Below are 26967 nucleotides of genomic sequence, written 5' to 3' on the forward strand. Positions count from 1 at the left end.
AGATTAAATCCTCCTAGTGATCTATAACTTGATTATTTTCTTCGCTTGACTGGTAGCCAACGGTATTGTTACCAAAACAGTCTTCATATTTAAACCCAGTTAGTTCTTCTACAACACTACGCGTTCTTGGGTTTACGTCTGACATTGAGCCACCTTTATGAATTCTATCAAGCTCATCTAAAATAATTTGATGTGTTTCGTGATTAAGTTTCATTTTATGTGATGAATACATGCCCAATAATGCAAGACCGATGACACCTATTAATAAAACACCAACAATAGCATGAACAGCGGATAATGGCTGCGTGGTTGCCCCTGCTTTAAAGCCGAACTGGGAGAGAACAACTCCTAAAATAAAGACAATTGTTGCGCGAATTAATTTACCAGCCATAGTCATTGCGCCAGAGTATACACCTTCTCGTCTTCGGTTAGTCACAACTTCGTCAACGTCAGCTAAGAATGTATAAACAGTCCAAGGGATATAATATACACCACCTGTGCCAATCCCGAATACTGCGGTCACACCGACTACTAGCCATGTAAGATGTGGAATTTGAAGGAAATAAATAAGTGAATATGAAATAACTGAAAGAATAACAATTGAAAGAGCACCACTGAATGGTTTTGTAAATCCTTTTTTGGCACAAATAACGATAAAAATAGCTGTAGAGATAAGTTGGAGAATACTACTCATACTATTTAATTCCGATACAAGAGTAGAAGGACGTTGTAACACAAACACAATAAAGTAAGTAAATGTCGCAGTAAATAACCATTCAGCACCAAATCCAAAAAGGTACATACCCATATGATGTCTAAAAGTTCTAACTCTAAAGGTCGATAAAATATCGATAAATAGTTTTTTAATAGCTTCAAATACATTTTTAACATGTTCATCGGTTACTTCTGATGCTGATTTTTCCCATGAGTTGAGATAAAGGAAAGTTAAGGCGATCACCATAATTAGGCAATAAACGGTACCAGTTGCTAAAAAGGAATAAGGAGATGATTTACCAAGAATACCAAAAAAGATCCCTGGAAGAGCCGCACCTAAAAAGTTAGCAACCTTACCGAACATCGCTTTATAGCCAGTTAAATATGTTCGTTCATCGAAATCAGTGGTCATTTCGACAGCTAATGTTTCGTATGGAATCATAACCATGGTATAAGTTATTTCAAAGCCAACGTAGGTTAATAAATAGTAAAAGAAATCCATACCAGTAACCCATAAAGCAGGATAAATAAGCATTAAAGGAATTCCTAACAAAATAAAAAAGCGACGACGACCAAATCTTTGGCCTAATCGTGTTTGATAGAAACCATCTGTTATGAAACCCATTAGTGGATTTAAAATAACATCTAGATAGGTTGCTATGGAGAAAATTAAGGATGCTTTAATAACTGAGAGACCACAAAATGTTGTGTAAAAGAATAATAGCCAAGCACCGGAAATTGCTAACGCACCGCTACCTAATAAATTACCACTACCGTAAGCTAATCGGGTTAAAAGTGTAATTTTATGTTTTTTTATCATGAATACCACGCTCCAATCAGATAATTATGTTATCGTTAACATTTACAGATAAAAGATATCACATTAGTTAAGCGCTTACAAGGGTAAAGTTAAATAGTTCACATAAAAAGTTAGAATATATCCTTAATATCTTTAATGTCAGATAGGGAGGTTGATTCTAAGAAGTAATTTAAATTAATGCTTTTTTTGTTTATTAAACTAAAAAGGTACGATTTATCAAGTAATCCTTTCCCAAAGGGAACAACAACTAATTTATGATTGATTATCTTAAAATCCTTAAGATGACAGGCAGTAATTGAGTCACCATACAGACTGAAAGCCTCAGTAATAATATCTTTTTGATTAAGATAGTTTTTAGGAGTTAGTAAGTTTACAGGATCAAAAATAATTTTTAAATGTTGAGGATTTGCGATTATATCAAGTAATTCTTTAGTTAATTGATTGGTGTATAAGGGATGGTTAATACCTGGCTCTATAGCAACAATTGTATTTTGATGCGTAGCATAACTAACAAGTGTTTTGACAGAACTTACGACTTTTTGAAAAGCATAGTCGGTAAAATTCTTTTCTGTATAACCGTCATCACTTAGACTGCCTGTCTCGGTTGCAACAACACTTCCAGGAAAATACCGTGATAAATCGAGAAATTTTTTAAAAAGATTAAGATTCAAATCACGTTGATAGATATTAGAATCGATTATGTTAGTATAGCAGCCAAGAATGGGAACCGATATTTGGTGTAATTGTAATTGGTTAACTATAACATGCAAATAATTTTGATCTATCGTTTGAAAATTAAAATTATTTGGGAACGATTTTGTTAGAGCAAGTTGAATTTGCGACATATTGAGTGATTCTAAAATACTTATTAATTCTTCAAGGTTATTCTTGTTGAGATCATGGGCACGAACACCAAGGTTTTTCAAAATAAACGCCTCCAGATATTGACATATTGTGAAAAAATGATTTAATTATGTTAACGCTAACATAAAGGAGTGTAAACCATGCCTAATATAAAATCAATAGTTGACTATGGGGCAGATCCAACTGGAAGAGTAGATTCAACTAAGGCAATTAAGAGATGTATTCAAGCAATCAAAGATGAGTCTGGTGGGTGCTTAGTTATTCCAAGTGGTGAATATATAACAGGTGCCATCCAACTTTGTAGCAACCTAACAATCGAAGTTTGTGCAGGTGCGACCTTAAAGTTTGTAGCAGACTCAAAGCGATATCCTTTAGTTACATCCAGATGGGAGGGTGCAGATTCAATTGTTCATCAAGCTTGCATTTATGGAACCCAGGTACACAATATTACGATTAAAGGACAAGGAACGATTGATGGGAATGGTCGGTATTGGTGGGATAACTTTAAGTCGAAAAGTTTGAATAATCCTCGTCCGTATTTAATTTCAATTGAACATTCAAATAATATAAAAATTCAGGATATTCAATTAGTTAATTCTCCGAGTTGGACAGTTCATCCGATGGAATCAACTAGAATATTGATTCAAAATATTTTAGTAGAGAATCCGATTGATTCTCCCAATACTGATGGGATTAATCCAGAATCATGCCGTGATGTCCGGATTGAAAATTGCATTTTTAATGTCGGTGATGACTGTATTGCGATTAAATCTGGAACTGAAGATGCAATTCGTAAAAGTCCATGCGAAGATATTATTATAACAAATTGTACAATGAATCATGGTCATGGTGGCGTTGTGATAGGGAGTGAAATGAGTGGTGATATTCGAAGAGTGATGATTACGGATTGTATCTTTAACGACACTGACAGAGGTATACGAATGAAGACACGTCGTGGTCGAGGTGGAAAAGTAAGCGATATTACTGTTGATAATATATTAATGACAAATACAATTTGCCCATTGGTTATCAATTCTTATTATTTCTGTGGTCCAGGTGGGAAATATAGTGTAGTTGCTGATAAAGAAAAACAACCGATAAATAATCAAACGCCTTATTATGAAAATATTACAATTAGTAATATCACGGCTAGAAAGACAAGAGCATGTGCTGCATTTATTTATGGGCTACCTGAAGCACCAATTCGTAATTTGAGATTAACAAATATAGCAATTGATTTAGTTAAAGATCATACATTGCCAGCTGTAGAGCCCGCTATGATTCAAGATGGTCAAAAAATGAGAGCAGAGAAACTGTTTATGGTTAATACTGAGAATACTAAAATAACAAATATGACAGTCGACGGCATGAATACACAATTATTTTATACTGAAAAGAATAATTTAAACTTAAAAAATGATTGATAAAGGGGAACATATTAAATGGAAATGATAAATGCGGTTATTAAGCGAGAAAAAGAATTGCCAACTAAAGTCCTACAATTTGGCGAAGGGAATTTTCTAAGAGCTTTCGTTGATTGGCAAATTCAACAGATGAATAATCAAGGTTTATTTAACGGTGGGGTGAAGGTCATTCAACCAATTGAACACGGCATGGTTAATCGACTAGCGGATCAAGATAATCTCTATACGGTTTTACTGGAAGGGTTATTAGCAGGAAAAAAAATTCAATCTTCGGAAGTCATCACTGCTATTAATGGGACTGTTAACCCGTATGCTGATTTTGCAGCCTATCTTGATTTGGCACAAGATGATAATCTTGCGTTTATTTTCTCCAATACGACTGAAGCCGGTATTCAGTTTGATCCAACAGACCAATTGACGACTAGCACACCAAATACTTATCCAGGCAAATTGACAGCGCTATTATACGAACGCTTTAAGTTACAAAAGGCCGGCTTTGACATCATTCCTTGCGAATTGATTAACCATAATGGTGATCAATTGAAAGATTGTGTTTTGAAATACGCCGATCTTTGGTCACTCGGAGCTGACTTTAAGCAATGGGTCAACACAGAAAATCGGTTCTATTCAACATTGGTTGACCGGATTGTACCCGGTTATCCTAAGGAACGGGCTGCCGAATTATGTGAACAATTCGGTTACCAAGATGATTTAATTGTTAAGGCTGAACCCTTTTTAATCTTTGTCATTGAAGGGGATGCCAGCTTAGCGGAACGATTACCATTAAAAGCGGCCGGCATTAATGTTGTCATCACCGACGATATGCAACCTTATCGTGAACGCAAAGTACGCTTGCTAAACGGCCCGCATAGTACGATGGCTCCTATTGCGCGCTTAGCTGGCTTAGAAACGGTGGGTCAAGTGATGGCTGATCCTGATTTTAGCCAGTTTATTAACGATGAAATGTATACCGAAATTATGCCAGTAATCGATTTGCCTCACCAAGAATTGGCTGATTATGCGGAAGGCATTAAGGAACGTTTTGCTAATCCGTATGTTAAACACGAATTGGCATCAATCGCGTTAAATAGCATTTCTAAATTTAAAGCGCGCCTCTTACCTAGCTTACAACAAAATATTGAACAACAGCATCAAGTTCCCGTTCGAATGGCACTCGCCTTAGCCGCTTTATTAGTCATTTATGGGGACTATCCTGATATTGCAATTGAACCTAACGATACACCGGAAACAATCGCTTTTTTCAAAACTATTCAACAACAACCAGATTATATCGAAAAGGCATTGGCTGCTGAAGCCTTATGGGGAGTGGATTTAACGCAATTACCTGGCTTAGAGGCAACTGTTAAAGCTGATATGGCACAAATTTTGAATCAACAAACACGGCAATTAGTACGTGCGATTAATAAAGGAGAAACACTATGAATCAATACGTCATTTTAAACGCGAATGATAACGTTGCAGTAGCTTTGCAAGATCTAACGGCTGGAACTGTGATAGCAGATCTTGAAACACCGGTCACGCTGCAAGAGGACGTCAAACGCGGGCATAAATTCACACTACAAGCACTCTCAAAAAATGCCGATGTCATTAAATATGGTTATCCAATTGGCCATGTGACTGAAGATGTTGTGGCTGGACAATGGGTGCATACGCATAATCTGGCCACTAACTTGAAGGACCAACTGGCTTATGATTATCAACCAATGACCATTCCCAACCATTATCAAAAGGAACCAGAACGGTATTTTATGGGGTATCAGCGCGATAACGGAAAAGTCGGCATTCGAAATAACCTCTACATTATTCCAACCGTAGGCTGTATCAATCCCTTGTTGGACATCTTTGTACAACAATTTAAGGCGCTTCATCCAGATAATGGCTCATTTGATAACATCATCGTTTTGAAACATCCCTATGGTTGTTCACAATTGGGTGACGATTTTGAAATGACCCGCCGAATTTTAGTGGATGCCGCGCTTCAACCAAATGCTGGTGGGGTCTTAGTCTTTGGTCTCGGTTGTGAAAATAACCAGATGGACGGGATGAAAGCGGCCATCGAAGCCTACGAACCGATTAATCCAGATCGTATGAAATTTATCATTTCACAAGAAGTGAAAGATGAACTAGGTGATGCACTAGATTTATTGGAAGAACTAAATGAAGCCGCTAAAGATGATCATCGTGTGAAATGTCCGCTAAGTGATTTGAAGATTGGCTTGAAATGTGGCGGTTCAGATGGGCTATCCGGGGTCACTGCCAACCCGTTATTAGGCCGCTTATCAGATTATATTGTGGCCCAAGGTGGTTCAACGGTTTTAACGGAAGTCCCAGAAATGTTTGGCGCTGAACAAATCTTAATGTCACGGGCTAAGGATCAACCGACTTTTGAAAAAATTGTCGAATTGATTAATGATTTTAAAGCTTACTTTGAATCTTATCACCAACCTATTTATGAAAACCCATCACCAGGTAATAAAGAAGGTGGGATTTCAACTTTAGAGGATAAATCGCTAGGGTGTACGCAAAAATCAGGGACTTCACCAGTATGCGATGTTTTACAATACGGCGATAAATTGAAGACTAATGGCTTGTCACTATTACAAGCACCCGGAAATGATTTAGTCTCATCATCAGCATTGGCTTCTGCTGATTGTCAGATGGTGCTCTTTACAACCGGTCGGGGGACACCGTTTGCGACTTATGTCCCAACTGTTAAAGTGGCGTCAAATTCCTACATTGCAGATAAGAAACCACGTTGGATTGACTTTGATGCTGGCCAATTAATGAACAAATCAATGGATGATTTGGCGGATCAATTCATCGATTTTATTATCGAAACAGCAAGTGGCCGTCCAACTAATAACGAACAATTTGGGATTCACGGGATTGCTATTTTTAAAAATGGTGTCACGGAATAAAATTAGGAATCAAAAAAAGAGTCACAATTATTAATTGTGACTCTTTTTTTAGTTACAGTAAATTATCGTCTGTCTTATGTTTGCGTGTTTCCGATGGGAGTTCATGGTAGGCCTTCTTATATTCCTTGTAGAAGTAGTTCTTGTTCGTATAGCCGATTTCAGCGATGATATCGTCGATTGTTCGCTGCGTCGAGCTGATCAAAAGATGGGCTTTCAGTAGCTTTTGCTTATTGAGTAACTCTGTAAAGGTGACGTGTGTTTCAGCCTTAATGAAGTTACTGAGGTAGTTTTTGGTGTAGCTTAGCTTCTCTGCTAAGGCAGTGAGGGTTAGTGTTGTATAGTCCTTTTCAATAATCGCAAAAATCCGGTTTAAAAGATCGTTGGGCATCTGATTGGTGTCCCGGACCATGCTGGGATCATAGTTGCGCATTAATTCAGTTAGCAAAATGATTAAATAATGGCTGATAATCACATCCGAAAAATCGGCTGGAAAGTAGTACTCGGTCAGTAATTGTTCAATGACATTACTAATTTTAGGCAAGTTATCTTGGAAGAGTAAGAAGTTCTTCTGCGCCTCGGTATGGTTGTTGATTAAGAAATCAAATAAAATACTGCGGTTTGATTTCATCTGTTCGAGCCAGTGAAGATTGATATTTTGATTTTGAAAGAGAATGTTGATCAAGATATCATTCTCGCCTAATGGTTCAATTGAATGTTCACTACCGATATCAATTAAGAGAATATCATGTTGTTTTAAATGCACTTTTTGTCCATCGATAATTTCGGTACACTCACCGGAATAGATATAGTTGAGCTCCATAAAATCGTGAGAGTGTTTTGGATAGGCAGCATAGCGATTGTGTTTATTGATGTAAATATCTTTATTTTTGAAGAAGTACTGACTTTCCAGTTTAAATTCGGCTGGTGACTCAGGGACCGTAGCCGTGGGAAAGTCGGGGACAAAGCGGTGGCTGGTTCGTTGTAGTGTCTCAATCGGTGTTTCTTGTTTTAAAAAAGTGGCTAAAGTTTGTTCCATTTAGAGGTCTCCTAAAACAAATTATCAGTAATGTAACTGATTACATCGTAGCATAAGATTAAAAAAAACGCTAAGTAAAATGAGATTTACTTAGCGTCTTAAAGATTAGTTGAGATTAATCTTGGTTGTTAATTTCTTTAAGTTTAGCATCAACATCATCAATTGTCTTCTTGTTAAGTGGGTATAAGAAGGCAAGGATTAATGCAGCGATTAATAATAATGCGGCTGGTAATAAGTTCGCTAAACCATAAATCCGGTTTTCAACGGCGATACTTTGAACGGCACCACCATTTGTTGATGATTGGTAGCCGATTAATTGAAGCATGAAACCACCGATCCCACCAGCTAAGGCTTGGCCAACTTTACGAGCGAATGAATTTACACCGTAAACGGTACCGTCTTCACGATAGCCAGTCACGTATTGATGGTAATCAATAACGTCAGTGATGAAAGCCCAGACCATTAAGTTGAAAAGTGAAAAACCTAAAGTTGCGATGAACATGAAGACAAGGTAAACCCAAGCATTGTGAATGTGCATGAAGTACATGATGAAATATAAAGCAGATGAGAAAACTAAGGTCACAACACTGGCTTCTTTCTTACCAAAACGTTTGATCACCCAAGTTGCAAAAGGTGCAAGCAAGATAACTGTCCCGTAAGTGAAGAGAAGGGCGATTGACATCGCTTCTTTGTTATGGAAATAGTCATTGAAAAGATAAGTAGTGGTTGTGCCTGATAAGATTTGGTTGATAACGATGAATAAATCGACAGCAACAAGGGCAAGTAATGCTTTGTTTTTAGCCATTCCTTTTAATAAATCTTTAGCGCTTACTTTTTCATGTTTTTGAATTTGAACCCGTTCAGTTGTTAGTTTGTATGTCATATTGTATGACAAGAAGGCAAGTAATGAACAAACGATTGCGATAATGAAGAAACGCATGTTTGAAACAACTTGGCGACCATCAGCAGCTTGTGCGTACATGAAGATAGGGATTAAGAACCCAGTTGAAGCACCACCGATAGCTGAGCCTAAACTTCTGAAAGTTGATAATGAAGCACGGTGATCGGGGTCAGCACTAATTGCTGAAGCCATTGAACCGTAAGGGATATTGATTGCTGATAAGAAAATCCCATAAACCAGGTATGAAATGAAGATGTAGACAATCTTTAAGGTCATTGGTAATGAGTGCATGAATGGTAAGAACATGATGATTGTAATTAAGCAGAAAGGATATTTCATCCGACGAATCCAAGGACGGAAACGACCTTCACTGGTTAAGGCCGTTGTGTCGGCAATCCGGCCCACTGTAACATCAGCAAAAGCATCGATAATTCTAGCTGTTAAGAATAAAATCCCAACTACCCCACCGGCAATCCCGAGCACGTTCGTGTAATAAATCATTAGGAAACTATTCACAAGGCCGAGTATAAAACAATTCCCTAAATCACCGAACATGTAACCAATTTTGTCGCGAAGACCAAATGGTTTGGCGTTAGTTTTCACAGCTTCGTGTTGCGCTGTGGTTGATTGAGTACCTGGATGAGTCGCTGTAGGTGCTTTCATATTATGCATCTCCTTAAAAAATTATGAATGATTTCTGGTAAACGCTTACAGTCTTATTGAACAATATCCACCGGTCCGTCGCAATATGTTTTTTTATGTTTATTTGTATCACTTATACATATTAGGTATTTTTAAGCAGAAAATAAAGCGCTAACACTGTACAATTAAGGCATAGCCAATTTTTAATTGTGAGGAGGAGAATACTGTGTATGCTGAAAATGGGGCATTAAGGAAACTAACTGTGTTTGAAACGTTATTTTATTTTATTATTTCGATCTTATTGAACGGATTGGCGAATGCCTTAACAGTTGCTACTAATCTAGGGAGTGCAATCTGGACAGCTTCGGCAGCTAATTTAGCGAGTTACTTACACAGCGGATTGGGATTGATTTTATTCTTATATGGAATTATTGTTATTTTTGTCAATATCATCTTGTTGCGCCGAGTCGATATGCGCCGGATTATTGGCAACTTGATTTTCATTATGCCGTTTAGTTACTTGGTTCAGCAATTTACTAAGATGTTTGTTGAACTCGGAGTAGGGCGCTTGCCTTTTGGTCCCAGAATCGCCTTGGACTTAGTCGGGGTTGTATTGATTGGCGTTGCGGTGTCAATCTATCAACGGGTTCGGATTGTGTTACATCCCAATGATGACTTATCGTATATTCTGCGATTCAGTTTTTTCCATGGGAATGCAGCGATTGGGCAGTATGTTAGCTACACGTTACCCTTGTTAGTTGTTTTATTCTGTTGGCTCCAAACTAAAAGTCTAGTCGCAATCAATATTGGGACTGCGATTTCGTTAGTTATTCAAGGCCCAATTACCGGCTGGTCGGATAAGCACGTCTTTACACACTTGAAACACCGGCCAACGATTTAGTTATCTGTATATTTGTTAATGCCATCTTAATAATCTGTATTGTGGCTTCCTTGTGAAGTTTGTATGATAATCAGTGAAAGCGGTTGCTAAAGACCGTAAGCTAGGAGGAAAAATTATGACACAATTAATTTCAAAAAAGAATCTTGAAGGTAAAATTGATTTATTAATCGACAACTTAGTGCATTTAAGCGATCCAACTGGTGAATTTTCAATCAAAGTCGCTGATGGCTCAATCATTGATAACAAGAGTTTTAACTACTGGGAATGGACATCAGGCATTGGTTTATACGGGATGACGAAATACTACGAATTAACCCGTAAACCAGAAATCTTAGCGCAAATGATCAAATGGTTTGATGATCAATTCGAAAAAGAACCAGTTGAAAAAAATATCAATACCATGGTTCAAATGCAAACACTCGCATTTTTATACGAAGAAACTGGCGATAAAAAATACTTACCATATCTTAAATCATGGGGCAAATGGTTATACGAAGACCTCCCAAGAACAGAACGCGGTGGCTTCCAACACGTTACTTTCGGTGATTTAAACGAAAATGAAATGTGGGATGATACCTTAATGATGAGTGTCTTAACACTTGCCAAATTAGGGAAACTTTTCAAAAATGATGATTATATTGAAGAAGCTAAGAAACAATTCTTATTACACATTCAATTCTTAGCAGACAAGAAAACAGGCCTTTGGTATCACGGTTGGAACTTCAACGAACGCAATAACTTCTCAGGCGCTTTCTGGGGCCGTGGTAACTCATGGATTACAATTGCGATTCCTGAATTCTTAGAATTAGTTGACTTCAAAGAAAACGATGCGGTTAAATCATTCTTAGAAATGAACCTCCAATATCAAATCGATACATTGGCAAAATACCAAGCTGATAATGGCTTCTGGCACACTCTAGTGGATGATCCAGACTCATATATTGAAGGTTCAGCAACCGCTGGCTTTGCGTATGGGATTTTGAAATCAATTCATAATCACTATATCAGCGAAGACTATCGTGAAATGGGCTTAAAAGCGGTGAAAGCGGTACTTGATAATATTGATGAAACGGGCGCTTTAGCTTACGTTTCAGCTGGGACACCAATGGGCGAAACCAAAGACTTCTATAAGAATATCAAGATTTCAGTGATGCCTTATGGTCAATCAATGGCGACCCTTTGTCTCTGCGAATACTTGAGTGAATTCTATTAATCATCATTAAGAAGGTGAGTCGATGCGCGTTCAACTGACAGATTATGAAACTTATGCGGATGGTCAAACATTGAGTACGGTTTACTTGCAACAAGCGATTGATGCTTGTGAGCCGTTTGATACGCTGGTCATTCCGGCGGGGCGTTACTTAGTGGGGTCACTCTTTTTAAAAAGTCATCTAACGCTTTATTTTGAAAAAGGTGCAACCTTAATTGGTTCAACTGACTTACAGGATTATCCTGAAATTCAGACGCGTGTCGCGGGCGTTGAAATGCAATGGCCCGCTGCGATTTTGAACTTAATCGGCGTAACTGATGTGACGCTTAAAGGACCTGGCTTGATTGACGGTCAGGGACCCGTTTGGTGGGACCGTTATTGGGGCGCTGATCAAAAAGGTGGTGCGCGTGCCGATTATGACGCGCGTCAATTGCGCTGGATTGTCGATTACGAAGTGCGCCGGCCCCGCGAAATTTTGGTTTATGAATCACAGCAGATTAGTATTAATGACTTAACGTTGCGGCAGTCTGGTTTTTGGAACTTGCAGATTACCTATTCGCAACATGTGCATGTGGCAGGGATTACCATTTGTGATAACAATGGTCCTAGTACGGATGGAATTGATATTGATTCATCGCAATATGTTTTGGTTGAAGATTGTCAATTGGCTTGTGGGGATGATTGTATTGTTATTAAGTCTGGCCGAGACGGTGACGGATTGCGTGTCAATCGGCCATCTGAACATATCGAAATCAAGAACTGTCAAATCAACGGTGGTTATGGGATTGTGATTGGGAGTGAAATTTCAGCAGGTGTTCAACATGTGCATATTCATGATATTGTTTATCAAAACAGTGGTTGTGGCTTTCGCATGAAATCATCGGCTGCTCGGGGTGGCTTCATCCGCGATGTCCGCGTCGAACGCCTAACAATGATTAATGTCCAATTTCCGTTTTCATGGTTATTAAATTGGCACCCCAGTTATAATCAAAAAGAATTCGACCGACCAGTTAGCGAGATGCCGGTCGCTTGGCAGGCAGTCGCCGCTCAAATTCCAGAGGATCAACAAAAGAGTTTGGTTGAAGACATCGTCGTTCAAGATGTGCAGGCGACGCTGACGGCAGACTATCAATTGCCATCACGGGCCTTTGATATTGGCGCTTATCCTGATAAACCAATGACCAATATCACTTTCCGGCACGTGGCAATTGAGGCCAAGGAATTTGGAAAAATCATCGCTGTTAAACAATTACAGTTTGATGATGTCGTTGTTTCGGTTGAAAATGCCAATAATGATGCCAATGATCACTACGATAATCGTTAAAAATAAACACAAATGAGGAGGTACTGAAATCTGCAGTTGGGTTTTAGTACCTTTTTTATTGAAAAGGAGTTATAAAAGATGTTAACACTTGGATTAAGAGCACATGATTTTATGATTAGTGATGATTTAGAGCAATTAACACAAACCATTGCCGATAACGGCGTGCGCGTCGTCCAATTTGCCAATGGGATTTCATTACCGCACTTGAGTCAAAATGGGCGCGGTATTTCAGCGGGATTAGGGTTCCAAGTTAATCAAATGATGCAAGCCCAAAAGATTCAAATCGGCGTTTTAAGTAGCTATATTAATCTCATTGATCCTGATGAAACCAAACAAGCGGCTAATATTGCGCAATTCAAACAATATTTAACGTTGGCCGGGACTTATGGGGCCCATTTAGTCGCGACCGAACCGGGCAGCTTAGATCCTGAGTTTAAACCCACAACACGCAATTACACACCAGAAGTGGTTCAAAAGACAATCGCCAATGTCCAAGCATTAGTGACGACTGCTGAAAAGGTGGGCCAATTGGTCGGAATTGAAGCCGGCATTAATCATCCGATTCATTCTTTAGAGACAATCGACCAATTGTTAAAGACGGTTGATTCACCCAATCTGAAGATTATTTTAGATCCCGTCAATTTATTGAATGAAGACAATAAAGGCGACCTTTATCAAATTTTGGAAGAGGGCTTGGCCCGCTTTGGCGATGCGATTTATGCGGTTCATGTGAAGGACTATCAATTTGAAACGACTAAAGATATTATGGCCCCTGGGACCGGCGTCATGGATTTTGAACGGTTCTTTAAAATCATGGCGCACTATCAACCGGCAGGACTTGTTATTTTAGACGAAGCCCCAAGAGAAGGCTTGGAAGCAGGGATTCAATTGTTGCAACAAACGATTGAACGCATAGCTTAAGCTAATAAGGGAACTGAAAGAATGAAATACGAGTAGGTACAGTTTTATCAGTATAATAAAAGCATACAAAAAGGAGCCATGCGGTAACATGACCCCTTTAAGTTAAGCAGACCGTTTCGACGGTGGCAGTAAAACTAAATTAAATTATCTTAAAATAGCCGACACCGCTAAGTGGACGGCTATTTTTTTTGTTAAATTTCAAGATTTCAACGACCAACGTAGCCAAGGCGATTGCTAATATTAAAAGTACAATTTAACTTAAACTCCAGTTATTAAAGTAAAAACTTTAACAATTGGCGTATTTTTATGACTAAAATCTCTAAACAGACGAAGTTAAAAGTATTACTTGAGTATGAATAAGAAAATCTTGAACTACGTATTAAAAATAGAGTATTTGCGATACAAATCAATGATGATTTGAGGAATAATTAAGAAAATGACTTTTCAAGCATAGTGATGTTTTGTTGCAGTAAGTGTAAGTTTTGTTTGCGTTTTAAAGCAATTAATAATAACCGTAGAAAATGATCATTATTTGTTGTGAAAGATAGGTACATAGAACGTATGTAAGCTCTCTCTGCTTCCTTTGGTTTTTCTTGAAGAATTAGAATTTCTCCTAACTCAAATAAGATTTCTGCCGATCTGTATATTGTCTTTCGAGAAGACTCAAATAAGATACCCTTTTCAGCGATTTCAACGGCATCATCGTATTTTTCTAATGCTTTTAAATTTTTGCAAGCATTATAATAAATTGTTCCTAGTGTTTGAGTAGACATTTGCATTTTAATATGGTCGATATTTTTATAGGCAATTTCAAACAGAACGGAAGCCTTCTCGTATTTAGAGGTCAAATAATAGCAACTTGCAGCACCTGCGATAAGCAAAGTTTCGATTTTGGAGAATTCTTTTTTATGTTTTGGGAAGTCAAAAATAGACTGAAATGACGTTATATTTGTTTCTTGTAATGCGAGCCTATAGATCTCCAAAGCTTTTGACGGCTTTTTTTCGTAGTAATTTATGTAAATTCCTTTATAACAAAGAAATTGTTGTTTTGAAATTGGATTATTACAATATTTATTTAGGATATTGTCTGTCAATAAGAATGCCATTTTACGGTAATTACGGCAATTAACTAAGGATTCAAGTTCATTTAATATAACGTTAACCTGACGTTCTTGATTTTCGTAGAAGTCACTTTTTTCGAAGACATCTAAAGAAATCCCCAATTTGTTACTTATTGATGTAACTACCTCGATAGAGGGAACCCTCAATCCTTTTTCAATCAAACTGATATTTCCTTGGGAACAGATTCCTTGAGCCAACTCAGCTTGAGTTAGATTTTGGTACTTACGATAGAAACTGATTATTTCCCCAATGTTCATCGAATTAACCCCTTAAATTATTACGATTGTAATATGATGTTTTCCTTTCCATTGATTATACTCGTTTAGTATGTAAATTGTTAGATAGGTAAGGGAGAACTTAAGATGAAGATTTTATTAGTTAATGGATATGCAGAACATGTTGATAGTAATGGCGGGTTAAATAAATTATTATTTCACACATTTTTGAATAGAGTTAGACAAGAAAATGAGGTAAGAGTTTCTACTGTAGAAGATTATCGACCAATTGATGAGGTAAATAAGTTTTTATGGGCGGATTTAGTGTTTTTTCAGTTTCCAATTTATTGGTTTCAAGTGCCCGGTAAGTTAAAAAAATATTTGGACGATGTATTTATGTACAATGAATTTTACGGATCATCTAATCATTATGGTGATGGCGGCATGATGGGTGATACTAAATATATTGTATCGACTACTTGGAATGCTCCAGAATATGCGTTTAATAATTCAAGTGAATTTTTTGAAGGGAAAAATGTAGATGATGTGCTATTCCCACTATATTGTGCCTTCAAATACTGTGGATTTAAACCACTAGTTCCTGAAGAACGCGCTTTATCGTTTCACGACGTTGTAAAGAATCCTAATGCTAAAGAATATGTCAATGTAATGCAGAAATTTATCAACGACAATATTGTTAAATAAATGGAGGAATTATCATGGATACAATTCTAGTTGCCGGTGGTGCAGGCTATATTGGCTCACATATGGTTTATTACTTAATTGATAAAGGTTTTGATGTCGTAGTCGCGGATAACCTCTCTACTGGTTTTAGAGAGGCAGTTCATTCTAAAGCTAGGTTTTACCAAGGAGATACTAGAGATAAAGAATTTTTAAGAGGTTTGTTTAAAAAAGAAAAGATTGATGCTGTGATTCATATGGATGCATACTCAATTGTGCCAGAGTCCGTCGCAAGTCCGCTCAAATATTTCGACAATAACGTTATTGGTGTCATTTCATTATTGGAAGTAATGGAGGAATATAGCATAAAGAGAATTGTATTTTCGACGACTGCTGCAGTTTATGGTATTCCAGAGGCAAAATATATACAAGAAGATGATGCGAAAAATCCAATCAATCCATATGGTGATAGTAAATTAATGATGGAACGTATTATGCAATGGGTAGATCAAGCTGATGGCATTAAGTATGTTGCTCTTAGGTATTTTAATGCAGCAGGTGCTCATCCAAACGGACAGATTGGTGAAGCGCACAGTAAGGAGACGCATCTCATTCCAAACATTTTAAAGGTAGCGGCTGATGATAGTCGTACGTTCCATATCTACGGTGATGATTATAATACGCCTGATGGCACCAACGTCAGAGATTACGTTCATATATTAGATTTGGCTCAAGCGCATGTATTGGCACTCGAATATATGAAATTGGGTCACTCAAGCACTGCATTTAATTTAGGCTCTAATCAGGGCTATTCGGTTAAAGAAATACTTGATGCGACTCGAGAAGTGACTGGTAAGGCAATACCTACAACTATTTCACCTCGAAGACCGGGGGACCCAGATGTATTGGTAGCGGACAGTACGAAAGCAAGAGAAGTTCTTGGTTGGAAACCAAAACATAGCGACGTCAAAGATATCATTGAAACAGCCTGGAACTGGCACAAAAATAACCCCGAAGGATATAAGAAATGAAAATCGCTTTAGTTGCACATAATGAAAAAAAACAAGAATTATTGAATATTACCAAACAATACAGTCAAATTTTAAAAAAACAAGAGTTATTCTCAACAAAGCATACTGGAATGGAAATTGAAAAAATGGGAATTTCCGACATTAAGTTATTTGAAAGTGGTCCAGATGGTGGTGATATTGAGGTAGCAAATATGATATTGAAACATGACTTGGATATTTTAATATTTCTAATCAATCCATTGAGCTCACATCCTCATGAGAATGATATCCAAATGTTGGTCAGAATATCAAATCTTCATGATGTCGTGTTTGCGACTAATAGTGCAACAGCAAGAGTGGTACTAGATTCACTACAAAAGCATTGTCAATGAGGTGAGTGCATGAGTAAAAATATACTAACTTTTGTTGCAACAACAGGCATTCGGAAAACTAAGATAAAACATGAGTGTCCGTTTTGCTCTACAAACAAATTGAGTGGTGTGATCGACACACAGGGAGAAATGATTCTACTAGAGAATAAGTATCCGACACTTGAAAATACTACTCAGTTGGTACTGATAGAATCGGAAAAGCATGATGGCGATATATCAAATTACGAAATAAATGAATGGGAATGTATACTAAACTATGCTGTAAGTAGCTGGGAAGAATTAATAAATTCAGGAGAGTTCAAAAGCGTTTTATTGTATAAAAATTTTGGGCCGGAATCTGGAGGTTCACAAGATCATCCACACATGCAAATAGTTGGATTGAAAAATTCAAATGGCTACAAAAGTATTACGGGAGATGACTTCAGTGGTCCAATACTTTATCAAGAGGCAGGTGTGATAGCAAGTATATCGGAATCCCCAATTATGGGTTTTTTCGAGACAAATATTATCTGGCACACTGATGAAAAATTGCCGATAGCTGCAAAAATAATCCAAAACACCGTCAAATTCGTTTTGAATCAGTATTATCAAGGCCTTTGTAATTCCTACAATCTTTTTTTCTATAAGATTGAAAACCAATATATTTGTAAGGTTGTTCCAAGGTTTATTGCATCCCCATATTTTGTTGGATATAGAATTGGACAAAAATTCGATAATCATTATGTACAGCATATCAAAGAAGATTTTTTAAAATTTTGCTAGCAATTTAACTATTAGTAAATCAGTGTTTTTAATAAAAAAAGGAGAAACACAAAGATGTTTTTAAGAAAAATGAATTCTCATATTTCAAACATGAAAGTGCATGGGTTCATAATATCGGGGTTTAACTTTACGTTTAATGGGGTGGAATATCCTACTGTCGTTAGCATAGCGGCGTCAGATTTGAGTGACTATGACCAGCAAGGAATACTTTGTGCCATTATAGTTGTCAATCCTCAGAATGATCAGCAGCACTTCAATATGATATATTCTGAAACTAATGGCCTTCGTGCAGGAAAACATAATGGTGATTTCTATGATTTTTTTGGAATCGACACTAACAATTCCCAAGAAAATCATTTTGGTAGATTAATTGGCTCCATTGGAATCTCAATGAATGAAGCAATATCTCCGATTTATACAGGCATCTTTCCAGCAAAGGTAAAGGCAGCAATAAGGGATAACGCTGCTAATAGCGACCCTGAAAACCCTAATAAGAAGTATTGCATCGGTATTAGGTTAAACCCTCAAAATCAATTTGGTGTTTATGGCCAACGATCAGAATTTAATACTGAAAAAACCCACAAGATGCGGCCGGATTTATTTGCGCTTTATGCCAATGATTCTCGTATAAGTTTTTTATATTCAGAAAATCCAGATCAAGAAAAAACAGATTCTGAGATTGTTTTGAATTTCAATCAAAATCAAGCAAACATGCGAAACAGACCATAACTTTCATTGTAACTGTAATTATAATGAAAGTTATAGAGTACGCTATTTTCAAATGAATATGTATCATATAACTACTTTCAGGGAACTAATAATAATGATATTTTCCGGATTCTCCTGAATTGCTGTACCTTTTATGAATTTAAAAAACAATTTTAGGTGTAGATGACACAAAATATATCTATACAGAAATAATTGTAAAAGTATGTCATAGTTCTAACAAAGTAAATATGTAGTTGTCTTGTCTAGGCGGTATGTTGTCGATATTTTATCGACGATGTGTCGCCTAGTTTTATTTCGATCCGTTTTGTAGTGTCATTTTGCTCTTTCAGAATAGATTAAGTTTTTGTTGGTTAGAGTTACTAAAGGGTTTTGCTTATATTCTAGAGCAAAAATTAACATAATCTGTATATATGATATTTTTACGATTTTAAGTGTTATTGAAAGCGGTTGCCGCAAGCGGTTTAATAAGACTATGAGCTAAGCAATAAGATAGAAGGTGACGATTTTGGGAAAGAAATACATTGCAATCGATATCGGTGCTTCAAGTGGCCGATTAATGCTAGGTTACTTACAAAATGAACAATTAAAAATTCAAGAACTGCATCGCTTCAAAAATGATTTTCATAAAGAAAATGAACGTGATTGTTGGGACATTGATTATTTAGTCCAACAAATTCTATTGGGTTTAGAAAAAGCCAAAGCGCAAGGTATCGATTCAGCAACGCTTGGTATTGATACTTGGGGTGTTGATTATATCTTGGTCGGTGACGACGGACAGAAACTGGCAGATCCAGTAAGCTATCGTGATCACCGGACACAAAGCGCCTTTAATGAGCTAACAGCGCAATATTCAAAAGACTATATTTACGAAAAAACAGGGATTCAATTTTTAAACTTTAATACGTTGTATCAACTCTATTCTGAAAACCAAAAGATGTTGCAAGCGACGGATAAAATTTTGATGGTACCCGATTACCTAGGTTATGTTTTAACCGGCAATTCGGTAACTGAGGTCACAAACGCATCAACGACGCAAATGTTGAACTTGCGAGAAGGGCTTTTCGATAATCATTTATTGGAAAAACTAAAGGTTTCGGCCCATCAATTCCCACATTTAGTTGAGGCTGGCACCTATCTGGGTAAGATTACGAATAAATGGCACCGCCAATATGCCATTCCAGAATGCGACGTGATTACAGTAGCGACCCACGACACAGCTTCGGCGGTTGTTGGGACACCAGGTGTTGGCGATAAATGGGCTTTTCTAAGCTCAGGCACTTGGTCGTTGATTGGCCGTGAATTGAACGTTCCGGAAAATGGGCAAGCGGCCTTTGAACAAAACTACACCAATGAATGGGGCGCATATGGCACTTACCGTTTCTTGAAGAACATCATGGGTTTGTGGATGGTCCAACGAATCAAAGCAGAGCTTAAGAATAAATACAGTTTTGCAGAGATGGCGGCATTAGCGGCTAAGGAGAAACCATTCCAGCAATTTATGGACGTCAACGACGACTGTTTCATTAACCCTGAGAGCATGATTCAAGCTATTCAAGACTATTGTCAAAAAACGGGGCAAAAAATGCCTCATTCAGTTGGCGAACTCGTCAACGCAGTTTATTCCAACTTAGCACTTGATTATGCGACCCAATTAGGCGTTCTAGCAGAGATCACCGCTAAACCCGTTGAGCAACTCAATATCGTCGGTGGTGGTAGCAATGTCGCTTACCTCAATCAATTAACCAGTGACTTGGCACAAATGCCAGTCGTCGCTGGACCGGGTGAAGCAACTGCCATCGGGAATTTAATCGTCCAGATGATTAGTACCCACGAACTACAAGATGTCGCAGCGGGTCGAAAAGTTATTCAAGCCTCATTTGATCTGAAGACTTTCACGCCACAAACCACTTACAGTGATGTCTTAACCAATTACCAACAATTTCTTAAAACACTTAAAGAGGTGGCCAGCAATTGAAACGAATCGCACAAATTATGTATTTAAAACCAGATCAGGCGGCCGAATATGAAAAACGGCACGCGCAGTTATGGCCAGAAATGCAACAAGCACTTAACCAATATGGTGCCCGCAATTATTCGATCTTTTTAGAACATGCAACCGGCCATTTATTCGCCTATTTAGAAGTAAAAGACGAGGCGCAATATCAAAAAATCGCCGATACCGATATTTGTCGAAAATGGTGGCATTATATGGCACCACTCATGAAAACTAACACCGACGAAAGTCCGGTAGCAGTCGACCTACAAGAAGTATTTCATTTAGAGGAGGAGCATCATGAATAAAGTCGCATCAGCATATGAAATCGCAAAAGAACGCTACGCAGCAATTGGCGTTGATACCGAAGCCGTTTTAAAGGCACTAGGACAAGTTAAATTATCAATCCATAGTTGGCAAGGGGATGACGTTCATGGCTTCTTGTTCCCCAACCAAGAATTAACCGGTGGGATCGGTGTTAGTGGTAATTACCCAGGAGTTGCGACCACCCCTGATCAATTGAGCAGTGATTTATCAAAAGCACTCTCATTGATTCCTGGCCAACATAAAGTCCAATTACACGCCATTTACGCGGTAACTGATCAAAAGAAAGATTTAGACGAATTAGAACCAGAAGATTTCAAATATTGGGTAGATTGGGCTAAAAAAGAAGGTGTAGGCCTTGATATGAACGGCACATTCTTCTCACATCCCATGTTAAAAGATGGCTTTACATTAGCTAGTCCTGACAAAGCGGTTCGCGATTTCTGGATTGAACATGGTAAACGAAGCCGTAAAATTGCTAACTATTTTGGTAAAGAATTAGGCCAACAATCCGTTAATAATTTCTGGATTCCAGATGGTTACAAAGATAATCCAATTGATAAATTAACACCGCGGTTACGTTTAATTGATTCATTGGATGAAATTATTAAAGACCCATTACCAGAACAAAATACGATTGAAACTTTCGAAGGTAAGTTATTCGGAACCGGGGTCGAATCTTACACAGTTGGCTCACATGAATTCTATGCCAACTACGCCTTAACGCGTCAAAAACTCTGGACAATCGATGCTGGTCATTTCCACCCAACAGAAGATGTTTCTGATAAGTTCTCAGCCTTCTTGCCATTTGGTAAAGGTTTGATGCTCCACGTTTCACGGCCAGTACGTTGGGATAGTGACCACGTGGTTATCATGGACGATGCTTTGATTCGCATGATGCGCTCATTAGTTCGCGATGATTTATTAAGCAAAACAAATATCGGTTTAGATTTCTTCGATGCCACAATCAACCGAATTGCTGGTTGGGTAATCGGTGCACGTGCAACACAAAAGGCCGTTTTAATGGGCATGTTAGCCCCAATCGACACGCTTAAAGCAATGGAAATTGATGGTGATTTAACGAAACGCCTTGCGATTACCGAAGAATTGAAATCATATCCATTTGGTGCTGTTTGGGATGAATTCTGTGCACGTCAAAACGTACCAGTTGGCACAGATTGGCTGGCTGATGTTGATCAATATGAAAAAGATGTTTTACTAAAACGCTAAGCGAAAGAGGAATGAGAGAAATGACAAAATTTATTAATTCACCACTTGTAAAAGAAGTTGCTAAAATTACCTTTAGATTATACGATCACGGTTGGGATGAACGAAATGGTGGTAACGTCAGCTATCGGATTCTCCCTGAAGAATTAACGGATTATGATGACATCCAAACAGTTAAAAGAACAATTCCAATTAACTTTGATGGCCGCGATTTAGCCGGTATGTATTTCTTGGTCTCAGCAACTGGTCGTTATTTCAAAAATATCATCGATTTCCCAGAACGTGATTTAGGCTTAGTACGCATCACAGAAGACGGTAAAGCAGTAGACTTGTTATGGGGCTATTCAGACGGGGCAGCACCTACTAGTGAATTCCCAACGCATTTGATGGGTCATCAAGCCCGTTTGGCAGAACACAGCGACCAACGAGTAGTTATGCATTGTCACCCAACAAACTTAATCGCTATGACATTTACGCAAAAATTAGACGAAAAAATCTTCAGCCGGATTTTATGGAAGATGCAAACTGAATCATTAGTGGTCTTCCCAGAAGGTATCGGCATCATTCCTTGGATGGTACCCGGTACGAACCAAATTGGTGAAGCTACAGCTGCTAAATTGAAAGATTTCCGGGCTGTTATCTGGCCACAACATGGCTTATTCGGCACTGGTGCAACGATTGACGAAGCTTTTGGCTTAATCGAAACAATTGAAAAAGCAGCTCAAATTTGGACTGTCATTCAACAACAAGGTGGCAAGATTGAACAAACTATTACTGATCAAGACCTCTTAGACCTTGCTAAAGTCTTCAATGTTCAACCAAATCGGGCATTTATTTAATCCGACTGAAAACGCTTGTATTTTTCGAACAAATGCGTTATATTTACAATATAATTTATTTATAGAGAATTAGGTTTCTCTATAAGAAATATTTTGAGGAGGATTATCATGACTTTTTCAATGCAAACAAACTACTCACACAGCCCGGAAGATATTCGCCACTATTCAACCGAAAAATTACGGGAACAATTCTTAGTTGAAAAATTATTCAACGCAGGCGACATTCTCTTAACTTATACTTACAACGATCGGATGATCTTTGGTGGGGTCACACCTGCTGCTGAACCACTTGAAATCAAATTAGACAAAGACTTAGGTGTTGATTATTTCTTACAACGCCGTGAATTAGGCATTATCAACATTGGTGGTGCTGGTTCAATCACAATCGATGGTCAAAAAGAATCAATGGTTCAACACGATGGTTACTACGTCGGTATGGGAATCAAACATGTGGTCTTTGAATCAGACGACATTAACAATCCTGCTAAATTCTACGTGGTTTCAACACCAGCCCACAAAAACTATCCTAACAAGAAATTGCCATTTGCCAATGCTTTAGCTAAACCAATTGGCGATCAAGCACATATGAACAAACGGACAATTTACAAGTATATCGATGCAACGCAAATGGATACTTGTCAATTACAAATGGGCTACACAGTCTTAGAACCAGGTTCATCATGGAATACAATGCCAGCGCACACCCATGCACGTCGGATGGAAACATACATGTACTTCGAATTCTCAGAACCTGATACAAAAGTTTTCCACTACATGGGTGCCCCTGAAGAATCAAAACATATTGTGATGGGCAATGAACAAGCCGTTGTTAACCCAAGTTGGTCAATTCACTGTGGTGTTGGGACAACCAACTATTCATTCATCTGGGCAATGTGTGGCGAAAACCAAACATATGATGATATGGATGCCGTTTCAATGGACGACTTAAAATAAAAATTAACCATATATAAAGGAGTTTACCTAATCATGGCACAATCAATTGAAGAAATTAAAGCAAACGAAGCAGCACTAGATCAATTCAAAATGAACTTTTTCGACTTAACTGGTAAAGTTGCCGTTGTGACTGGTGGTAATACTGGTTTAGGCCAAGGCTATGCCGTTGCATTAGCTGAAGCTGGCGCAGACATTTTCATCCCAACATTCGGGACTGCCGAATGGGACGAAACACGCGCAATGATCGAAAAACGTGGCCGCAAGGTTGAATTCATGGATGTTGATTTAACAAAAGAAGGCGTTGCTGAAGAAGTTGTTAAAACAGTTATCGAAAAATTCGGTCACATTGATATCTTAGTTAATAACGCTGGTATGATTCGTCGTAACCCATTACTTGAATCATCAGATAAAGATTGGGATATGGTGATTAACATCAACTTGAACGCTGTTTACCACATGTCAATGGCCGCTGCTAAAGAAATGGCTAAACAAAAATCAGGTAAGATTATCAACATTGGTTCAATGTTATCATTCCAAGGTGGTAAGTTCATTCCTTCATACACTGCTTCAAAACATGGTGTTGCTGGTTTAACAAAATCATTTGCAAGTGAACTTGGCGAATACAACATCCAAGTAAACGCGATTGCACCTGGTTACATCAAGACTGCTAACACAGCACCAATTCGTGCCGACAAAGCACGTAATAAAGAAATTCTTGATCGGATTCCTGCTGGACACTGGGCAGAACCACATGAATTAATGGGCGTTGCTGTCTTCTTAGCAAGCAAAGCATCAGATTACGTTACTGGACATATCTTAGCCGTAGATGGTGGCTACTTAGTACGTTAAAAACTTAGAAGGCGGCCAGTTGGTCGCCTTTTTTTATGGTGGGTGAGAACAATGACAAAAAGCTTTTTAACAATCGGTGAACCAATGGCGGTTTTTAGTGCAGACGAACCAGATGTTAGTTTAGAAGCAGCCAAACATTTTACACGTTACATCGCTGGCGCAGAATTGAACGTTGCGATTGGTTTAGCACGTCTAAAACATCAAGCCACTTATCTAACTGCATTAGGCGAAGATCCATTCGGAGTTTCAATTAAACAAGAAATTAAAGATAACCAAATTGATACGCAATATATCGAAACAATGCCGGATTATTGGACGGGCTTTTATTTGAAACAACGCGTTACAACTGGTGATCCTGCGGTTTATTTCTACCGGAAGAATTCGGCCGCTGCTCATTTTAATCAACAGATTATTGATCAGGTTGATTTCAGTCAGGTAGGATTAATTCATCTTTCTGGGATTATGGCTGGTATTTCGGAAAACGGCCTTGTGGCGGTTCAAAAACTTTTTGAAAAAGCCCAAGCCAACCAGATTACGACGACTTTCGATCCGAATATTCGCAAACCACTTTGGTCTTCGGAAGAAAAAATGATTACCACCCTTAATGCGCTTGCTAAGGAAGCGACTATCATTTTGCCAGGCATCAATGAAGGTGAATTATTGATGGGCTCGCGCGATCCGAAGGCGATTGCTGATTTTTATTTGAACCGAAGTGACATCACCCAGACCGTGATTGTCAAATTAGGACCAGCCGGTGCTTATATTCAAACCAAAGCAGGCGAATCGATAACGGTTAGTGGCTATCACGTTGCCCACGTCGTCGATACTGTCGGGGCTGGCGATGGCTTTGCGGTTGGTTTAATATCCGGACTATTGGAAGGGCTATCATTGCCTGATGCCGCCAAACGGGCTTGTGCGATTGGGGCGTTGGCCGTGCAAAGTGCCGGCGATAGTGAAGGCTATCCAACAAACGATCAATTAAAACAATTCATGGAGGCGCAAAAATGACAGTTACGCTACAATTATTAGATGCCAACCAAAAAGTGGTCAAAGAACGCAGCGGGCAAACCGAAACGTATCTTGATTATCATTCACAATATACCTTTGGGGATGCTTATCAAGTCATTTGTGACCAAGCACCTTGCCATTTAATGGTGCAATTAGATCCTAGTTTGCAACCCGCACTAATTTATGTTGCTGGGGCACACTGGCGGTATCAAGTCCCCTTTAATTTGCAACGCGAATGGCCTTATCCTGATGGTGCCTTTTTAGGGAAGAACCACTACGCAACTGTCCGCCTAGCAACAGACGCCGAGATTCAAGCTGACAGAAACGTGGCTCAAAATAGTCATGATCAACACGATGATTCAGGTGCCTACCCACACGCGTCAGCAAACGCAGAAACACGCGGTGAAACAGTTTTTTACGCTAAAAATGCGATTGACGGCCTTGTGGCTAATGAAAGTCATGGTAATTATCCGTACCAATCATGGGGAATTGATCAGCAAGATGATGCTGAATTAACACTTGAATTTGGCCGCCCAGTCGTGCTTAATCGTGTGGGTATCGTTTTACGCGCTGATTATCCGCACGATAGTTATTGGACCGCAATGACAATTGTCTTTTCGGATGGTAGCCAAGAAGTGCTCGCACCACAAAAAGTCAGTGAAATGCAAAATTTTAGCTTCTCGGAACGAACGGTCACAAGTCTTAAATTAACAAACTTACAAAAGGATCAAGACTCATCAACTTTCCCAGCCTTAACTGAAATTGCTTGTTTTGGGCATGACGTTTTAGCCTAATAATCTGTATATCTGTTAAATCGTTCTTAAAATAGGGTATTGCTAAATCAATCGATAATCTGTAACATATTTCTTTATTCGGCAAAGTGGGGTAATGAATTGTGAATAAGAAGATGAAGATTGATCCAAACGAGTTTGCGCTTGCCGTGATTGGTGGCTCACCAATTACTGCTAGTGATGACACACGTGCCAGTAAAGACGCGTTGAAGCGCTACTTAACAGCCTATTATTTAATTGAACAGTTTAATGAATTGGAAGCAAGCCAATTTACGCTTGCTAAAAATCCTGATTTTAAATTATTGATGAAGGCTTTTGAGACGTTAAAATTTGACTAGCACGGACTAAAAAGCGCTGAGAATCGTAAAATGAATC

General features: G+C 38.4%; 26 protein-coding genes. 21 read left to right on the forward strand and 5 right to left on the reverse strand.

The window, feature by feature from the left end:
- Positions 1-13: 13 nt before the first annotated feature.
- Complete coding sequence (locus C0213_04360) at positions 14-1534, reverse strand: MFS transporter (GenBank protein AUX11666.1); 1521 nt, start codon at positions 1532-1534, stop codon at positions 14-16.
- Between the two features lie 110 nt (positions 1535-1644).
- Positions 1645-2460, reverse strand: a complete 816-nt coding sequence (locus C0213_04365; protein AUX11667.1) for a sugar phosphate isomerase/epimerase — start codon at positions 2458-2460, stop codon at positions 1645-1647.
- Between the two features lie 78 nt (positions 2461-2538).
- Here C0213_04365 and C0213_04370 point away from each other — a divergent pair, with 78 nt between their 5' ends.
- From C0213_04370 to C0213_04380, 3 genes are read left to right on the forward strand one after another with little or no spacing between them, the layout of a single operon-like run.
- Complete coding sequence (locus tag C0213_04370) at positions 2539-3822, forward strand: endopolygalacturonase (GenBank protein ID AUX11668.1); 1284 nt, start codon at positions 2539-2541, stop codon at positions 3820-3822.
- An 18-nt stretch (positions 3823-3840) separates the two neighbouring features.
- Positions 3841-5265: an altronate oxidoreductase gene (locus C0213_04375; GenBank protein ID AUX11669.1), complete on the forward strand. Its 1425-nt coding sequence runs from the start codon at positions 3841-3843 to the stop codon at positions 5263-5265.
- The gene (locus C0213_04380) at positions 5262-6761 is read left to right on the forward strand and encodes an altronate hydrolase (protein ID AUX11670.1); all 1500 of its coding nucleotides are present in this window, start codon (positions 5262-5264) and stop codon (positions 6759-6761) included. The genes C0213_04375 and C0213_04380 overlap by 4 nt, the downstream gene beginning before the upstream one ends.
- A gap of 52 nt (positions 6762-6813) precedes the next feature.
- Here C0213_04380 and C0213_04385 read toward each other — a convergent pair whose 3' ends face one another.
- Positions 6814-7797 carry a transcriptional regulator gene (locus C0213_04385; protein ID AUX11671.1) on the reverse strand — a complete coding sequence of 328 codons (984 nt, stop codon included), beginning with the start codon at positions 7795-7797 and terminating at the stop codon, positions 6814-6816.
- A gap of 115 nt (positions 7798-7912) precedes the next feature.
- On the reverse strand, positions 7913-9253 hold the full coding sequence (locus C0213_04390) for an MFS transporter (protein ID AUX12812.1): 1341 nt from the start codon (positions 9251-9253) through the stop codon (positions 7913-7915).
- 313 nt (positions 9254-9566) lie between these two features.
- On the opposite strand from C0213_04390, the gene C0213_04395 reads away from it, so the two are divergent.
- The 4 genes from C0213_04395 (at position 9567) to C0213_04410 (ending at position 13696) form a co-directional block, all read left to right on the forward strand.
- Entirely contained in the window at positions 9567-10241 is a 675-nt protein-coding gene (locus C0213_04395) for a hypothetical protein (GenBank protein ID AUX11672.1), read from the forward strand.
- A 115-nt stretch (positions 10242-10356) separates the two neighbouring features.
- The gene (locus C0213_04400) at positions 10357-11454 is read left to right on the forward strand and encodes a glycoside hydrolase 105 family protein (GenBank protein AUX11673.1); all 1098 of its coding nucleotides are present in this window, start codon (positions 10357-10359) and stop codon (positions 11452-11454) included.
- Between the two features lie 22 nt (positions 11455-11476).
- On the forward strand, positions 11477-12775 hold the full coding sequence (locus C0213_04405) for a glycoside hydrolase family 28 (protein AUX11674.1): 1299 nt from the start codon (positions 11477-11479) through the stop codon (positions 12773-12775).
- A gap of 78 nt (positions 12776-12853) precedes the next feature.
- On the forward strand, positions 12854-13696 hold the full coding sequence (locus C0213_04410; protein ID AUX11675.1) for a xylose isomerase: 843 nt from the start codon (positions 12854-12856) through the stop codon (positions 13694-13696).
- Between the two features lie 428 nt (positions 13697-14124).
- Here the strand turns inward: C0213_04410 and C0213_04415 are convergent, their stop codons facing one another.
- Positions 14125-15075, reverse strand: a complete 951-nt coding sequence (locus C0213_04415) for a hypothetical protein (protein AUX11676.1) — start codon at positions 15073-15075, stop codon at positions 14125-14127.
- 105 nt (positions 15076-15180) lie between these two features.
- On the opposite strand from C0213_04415, the gene C0213_04420 reads away from it, so the two are divergent.
- The 14 genes from C0213_04420 (at position 15181) to C0213_04485 (ending at position 26930) form a co-directional block, all read left to right on the forward strand.
- A complete protein-coding gene (locus C0213_04420; GenBank protein ID AUX11677.1) occupies positions 15181-15738 on the forward strand; it encodes a flavodoxin in 558 nt (185 codons plus the stop codon).
- Positions 15739-15752: 14 nt separating this feature from the next.
- Positions 15753-16745, forward strand: a complete 993-nt coding sequence (gene galE / locus C0213_04425; protein ID AUX11678.1) for a UDP-glucose 4-epimerase GalE — start codon at positions 15753-15755, stop codon at positions 16743-16745.
- Positions 16742-17116, forward strand: a complete 375-nt coding sequence (locus C0213_04430; protein AUX11679.1) for a methylglyoxal synthase — start codon at positions 16742-16744, stop codon at positions 17114-17116. The genes galE and C0213_04430 overlap by 4 nt, the downstream gene beginning before the upstream one ends.
- A 9-nt stretch (positions 17117-17125) precedes the next feature.
- Entirely contained in the window at positions 17126-17878 is a 753-nt protein-coding gene (locus C0213_04435; GenBank protein AUX11680.1) for a DUF4931 domain-containing protein, read from the forward strand.
- Between the two features lie 54 nt (positions 17879-17932).
- The gene (locus tag C0213_04440; GenBank protein ID AUX11681.1) at positions 17933-18607 is read left to right on the forward strand and encodes a hypothetical protein; all 675 of its coding nucleotides are present in this window, start codon (positions 17933-17935) and stop codon (positions 18605-18607) included.
- 505 nt (positions 18608-19112) lie between these two features.
- Complete coding sequence (gene rhaB / locus C0213_04445) at positions 19113-20582, forward strand: rhamnulokinase (GenBank protein ID AUX11682.1); 1470 nt, start codon at positions 19113-19115, stop codon at positions 20580-20582.
- Positions 20579-20908, forward strand: a complete 330-nt coding sequence (gene rhaM / locus C0213_04450; GenBank protein AUX11683.1) for an L-rhamnose mutarotase — start codon at positions 20579-20581, stop codon at positions 20906-20908. The genes rhaB and rhaM overlap by 4 nt, the downstream gene beginning before the upstream one ends.
- A complete protein-coding gene (locus C0213_04455; protein ID AUX11684.1) occupies positions 20901-22154 on the forward strand; it encodes an L-rhamnose isomerase in 1254 nt (417 codons plus the stop codon). The genes rhaM and C0213_04455 overlap by 8 nt, the downstream gene beginning before the upstream one ends.
- 20 nt (positions 22155-22174) lie before the next feature.
- On the forward strand, positions 22175-22990 hold the full coding sequence (gene rhaD, locus C0213_04460) for a rhamnulose-1-phosphate aldolase (protein AUX11685.1): 816 nt from the start codon (positions 22175-22177) through the stop codon (positions 22988-22990).
- Between the two features lie 108 nt (positions 22991-23098).
- The gene (locus C0213_04465) at positions 23099-23944 is read left to right on the forward strand and encodes a 5-dehydro-4-deoxy-D-glucuronate isomerase (protein ID AUX11686.1); all 846 of its coding nucleotides are present in this window, start codon (positions 23099-23101) and stop codon (positions 23942-23944) included.
- Between the two features lie 33 nt (positions 23945-23977).
- The gene (locus C0213_04470) at positions 23978-24793 is read left to right on the forward strand and encodes a 2-deoxy-D-gluconate 3-dehydrogenase (GenBank protein ID AUX11687.1); all 816 of its coding nucleotides are present in this window, start codon (positions 23978-23980) and stop codon (positions 24791-24793) included.
- A gap of 51 nt (positions 24794-24844) precedes the next feature.
- A complete protein-coding gene (locus C0213_04475) occupies positions 24845-25801 on the forward strand; it encodes a 2-dehydro-3-deoxygluconokinase (protein AUX11688.1) in 957 nt (318 codons plus the stop codon).
- Positions 25798-26595, forward strand: a complete 798-nt coding sequence (locus C0213_04480; GenBank protein AUX11689.1) for a hypothetical protein — start codon at positions 25798-25800, stop codon at positions 26593-26595. The genes C0213_04475 and C0213_04480 overlap by 4 nt, the downstream gene beginning before the upstream one ends.
- A 98-nt stretch (positions 26596-26693) precedes the next feature.
- Complete coding sequence (locus C0213_04485; protein ID AUX11690.1) at positions 26694-26930, forward strand: hypothetical protein; 237 nt, start codon at positions 26694-26696, stop codon at positions 26928-26930.
- Positions 26931-26967: the final 37 nt, after the last annotated feature.

Source organism: Latilactobacillus sakei (assembly GCA_002953655.1).
Lineage (GTDB): Bacteria > Bacillota > Bacilli > Lactobacillales > Lactobacillaceae > Latilactobacillus > Latilactobacillus sakei_A.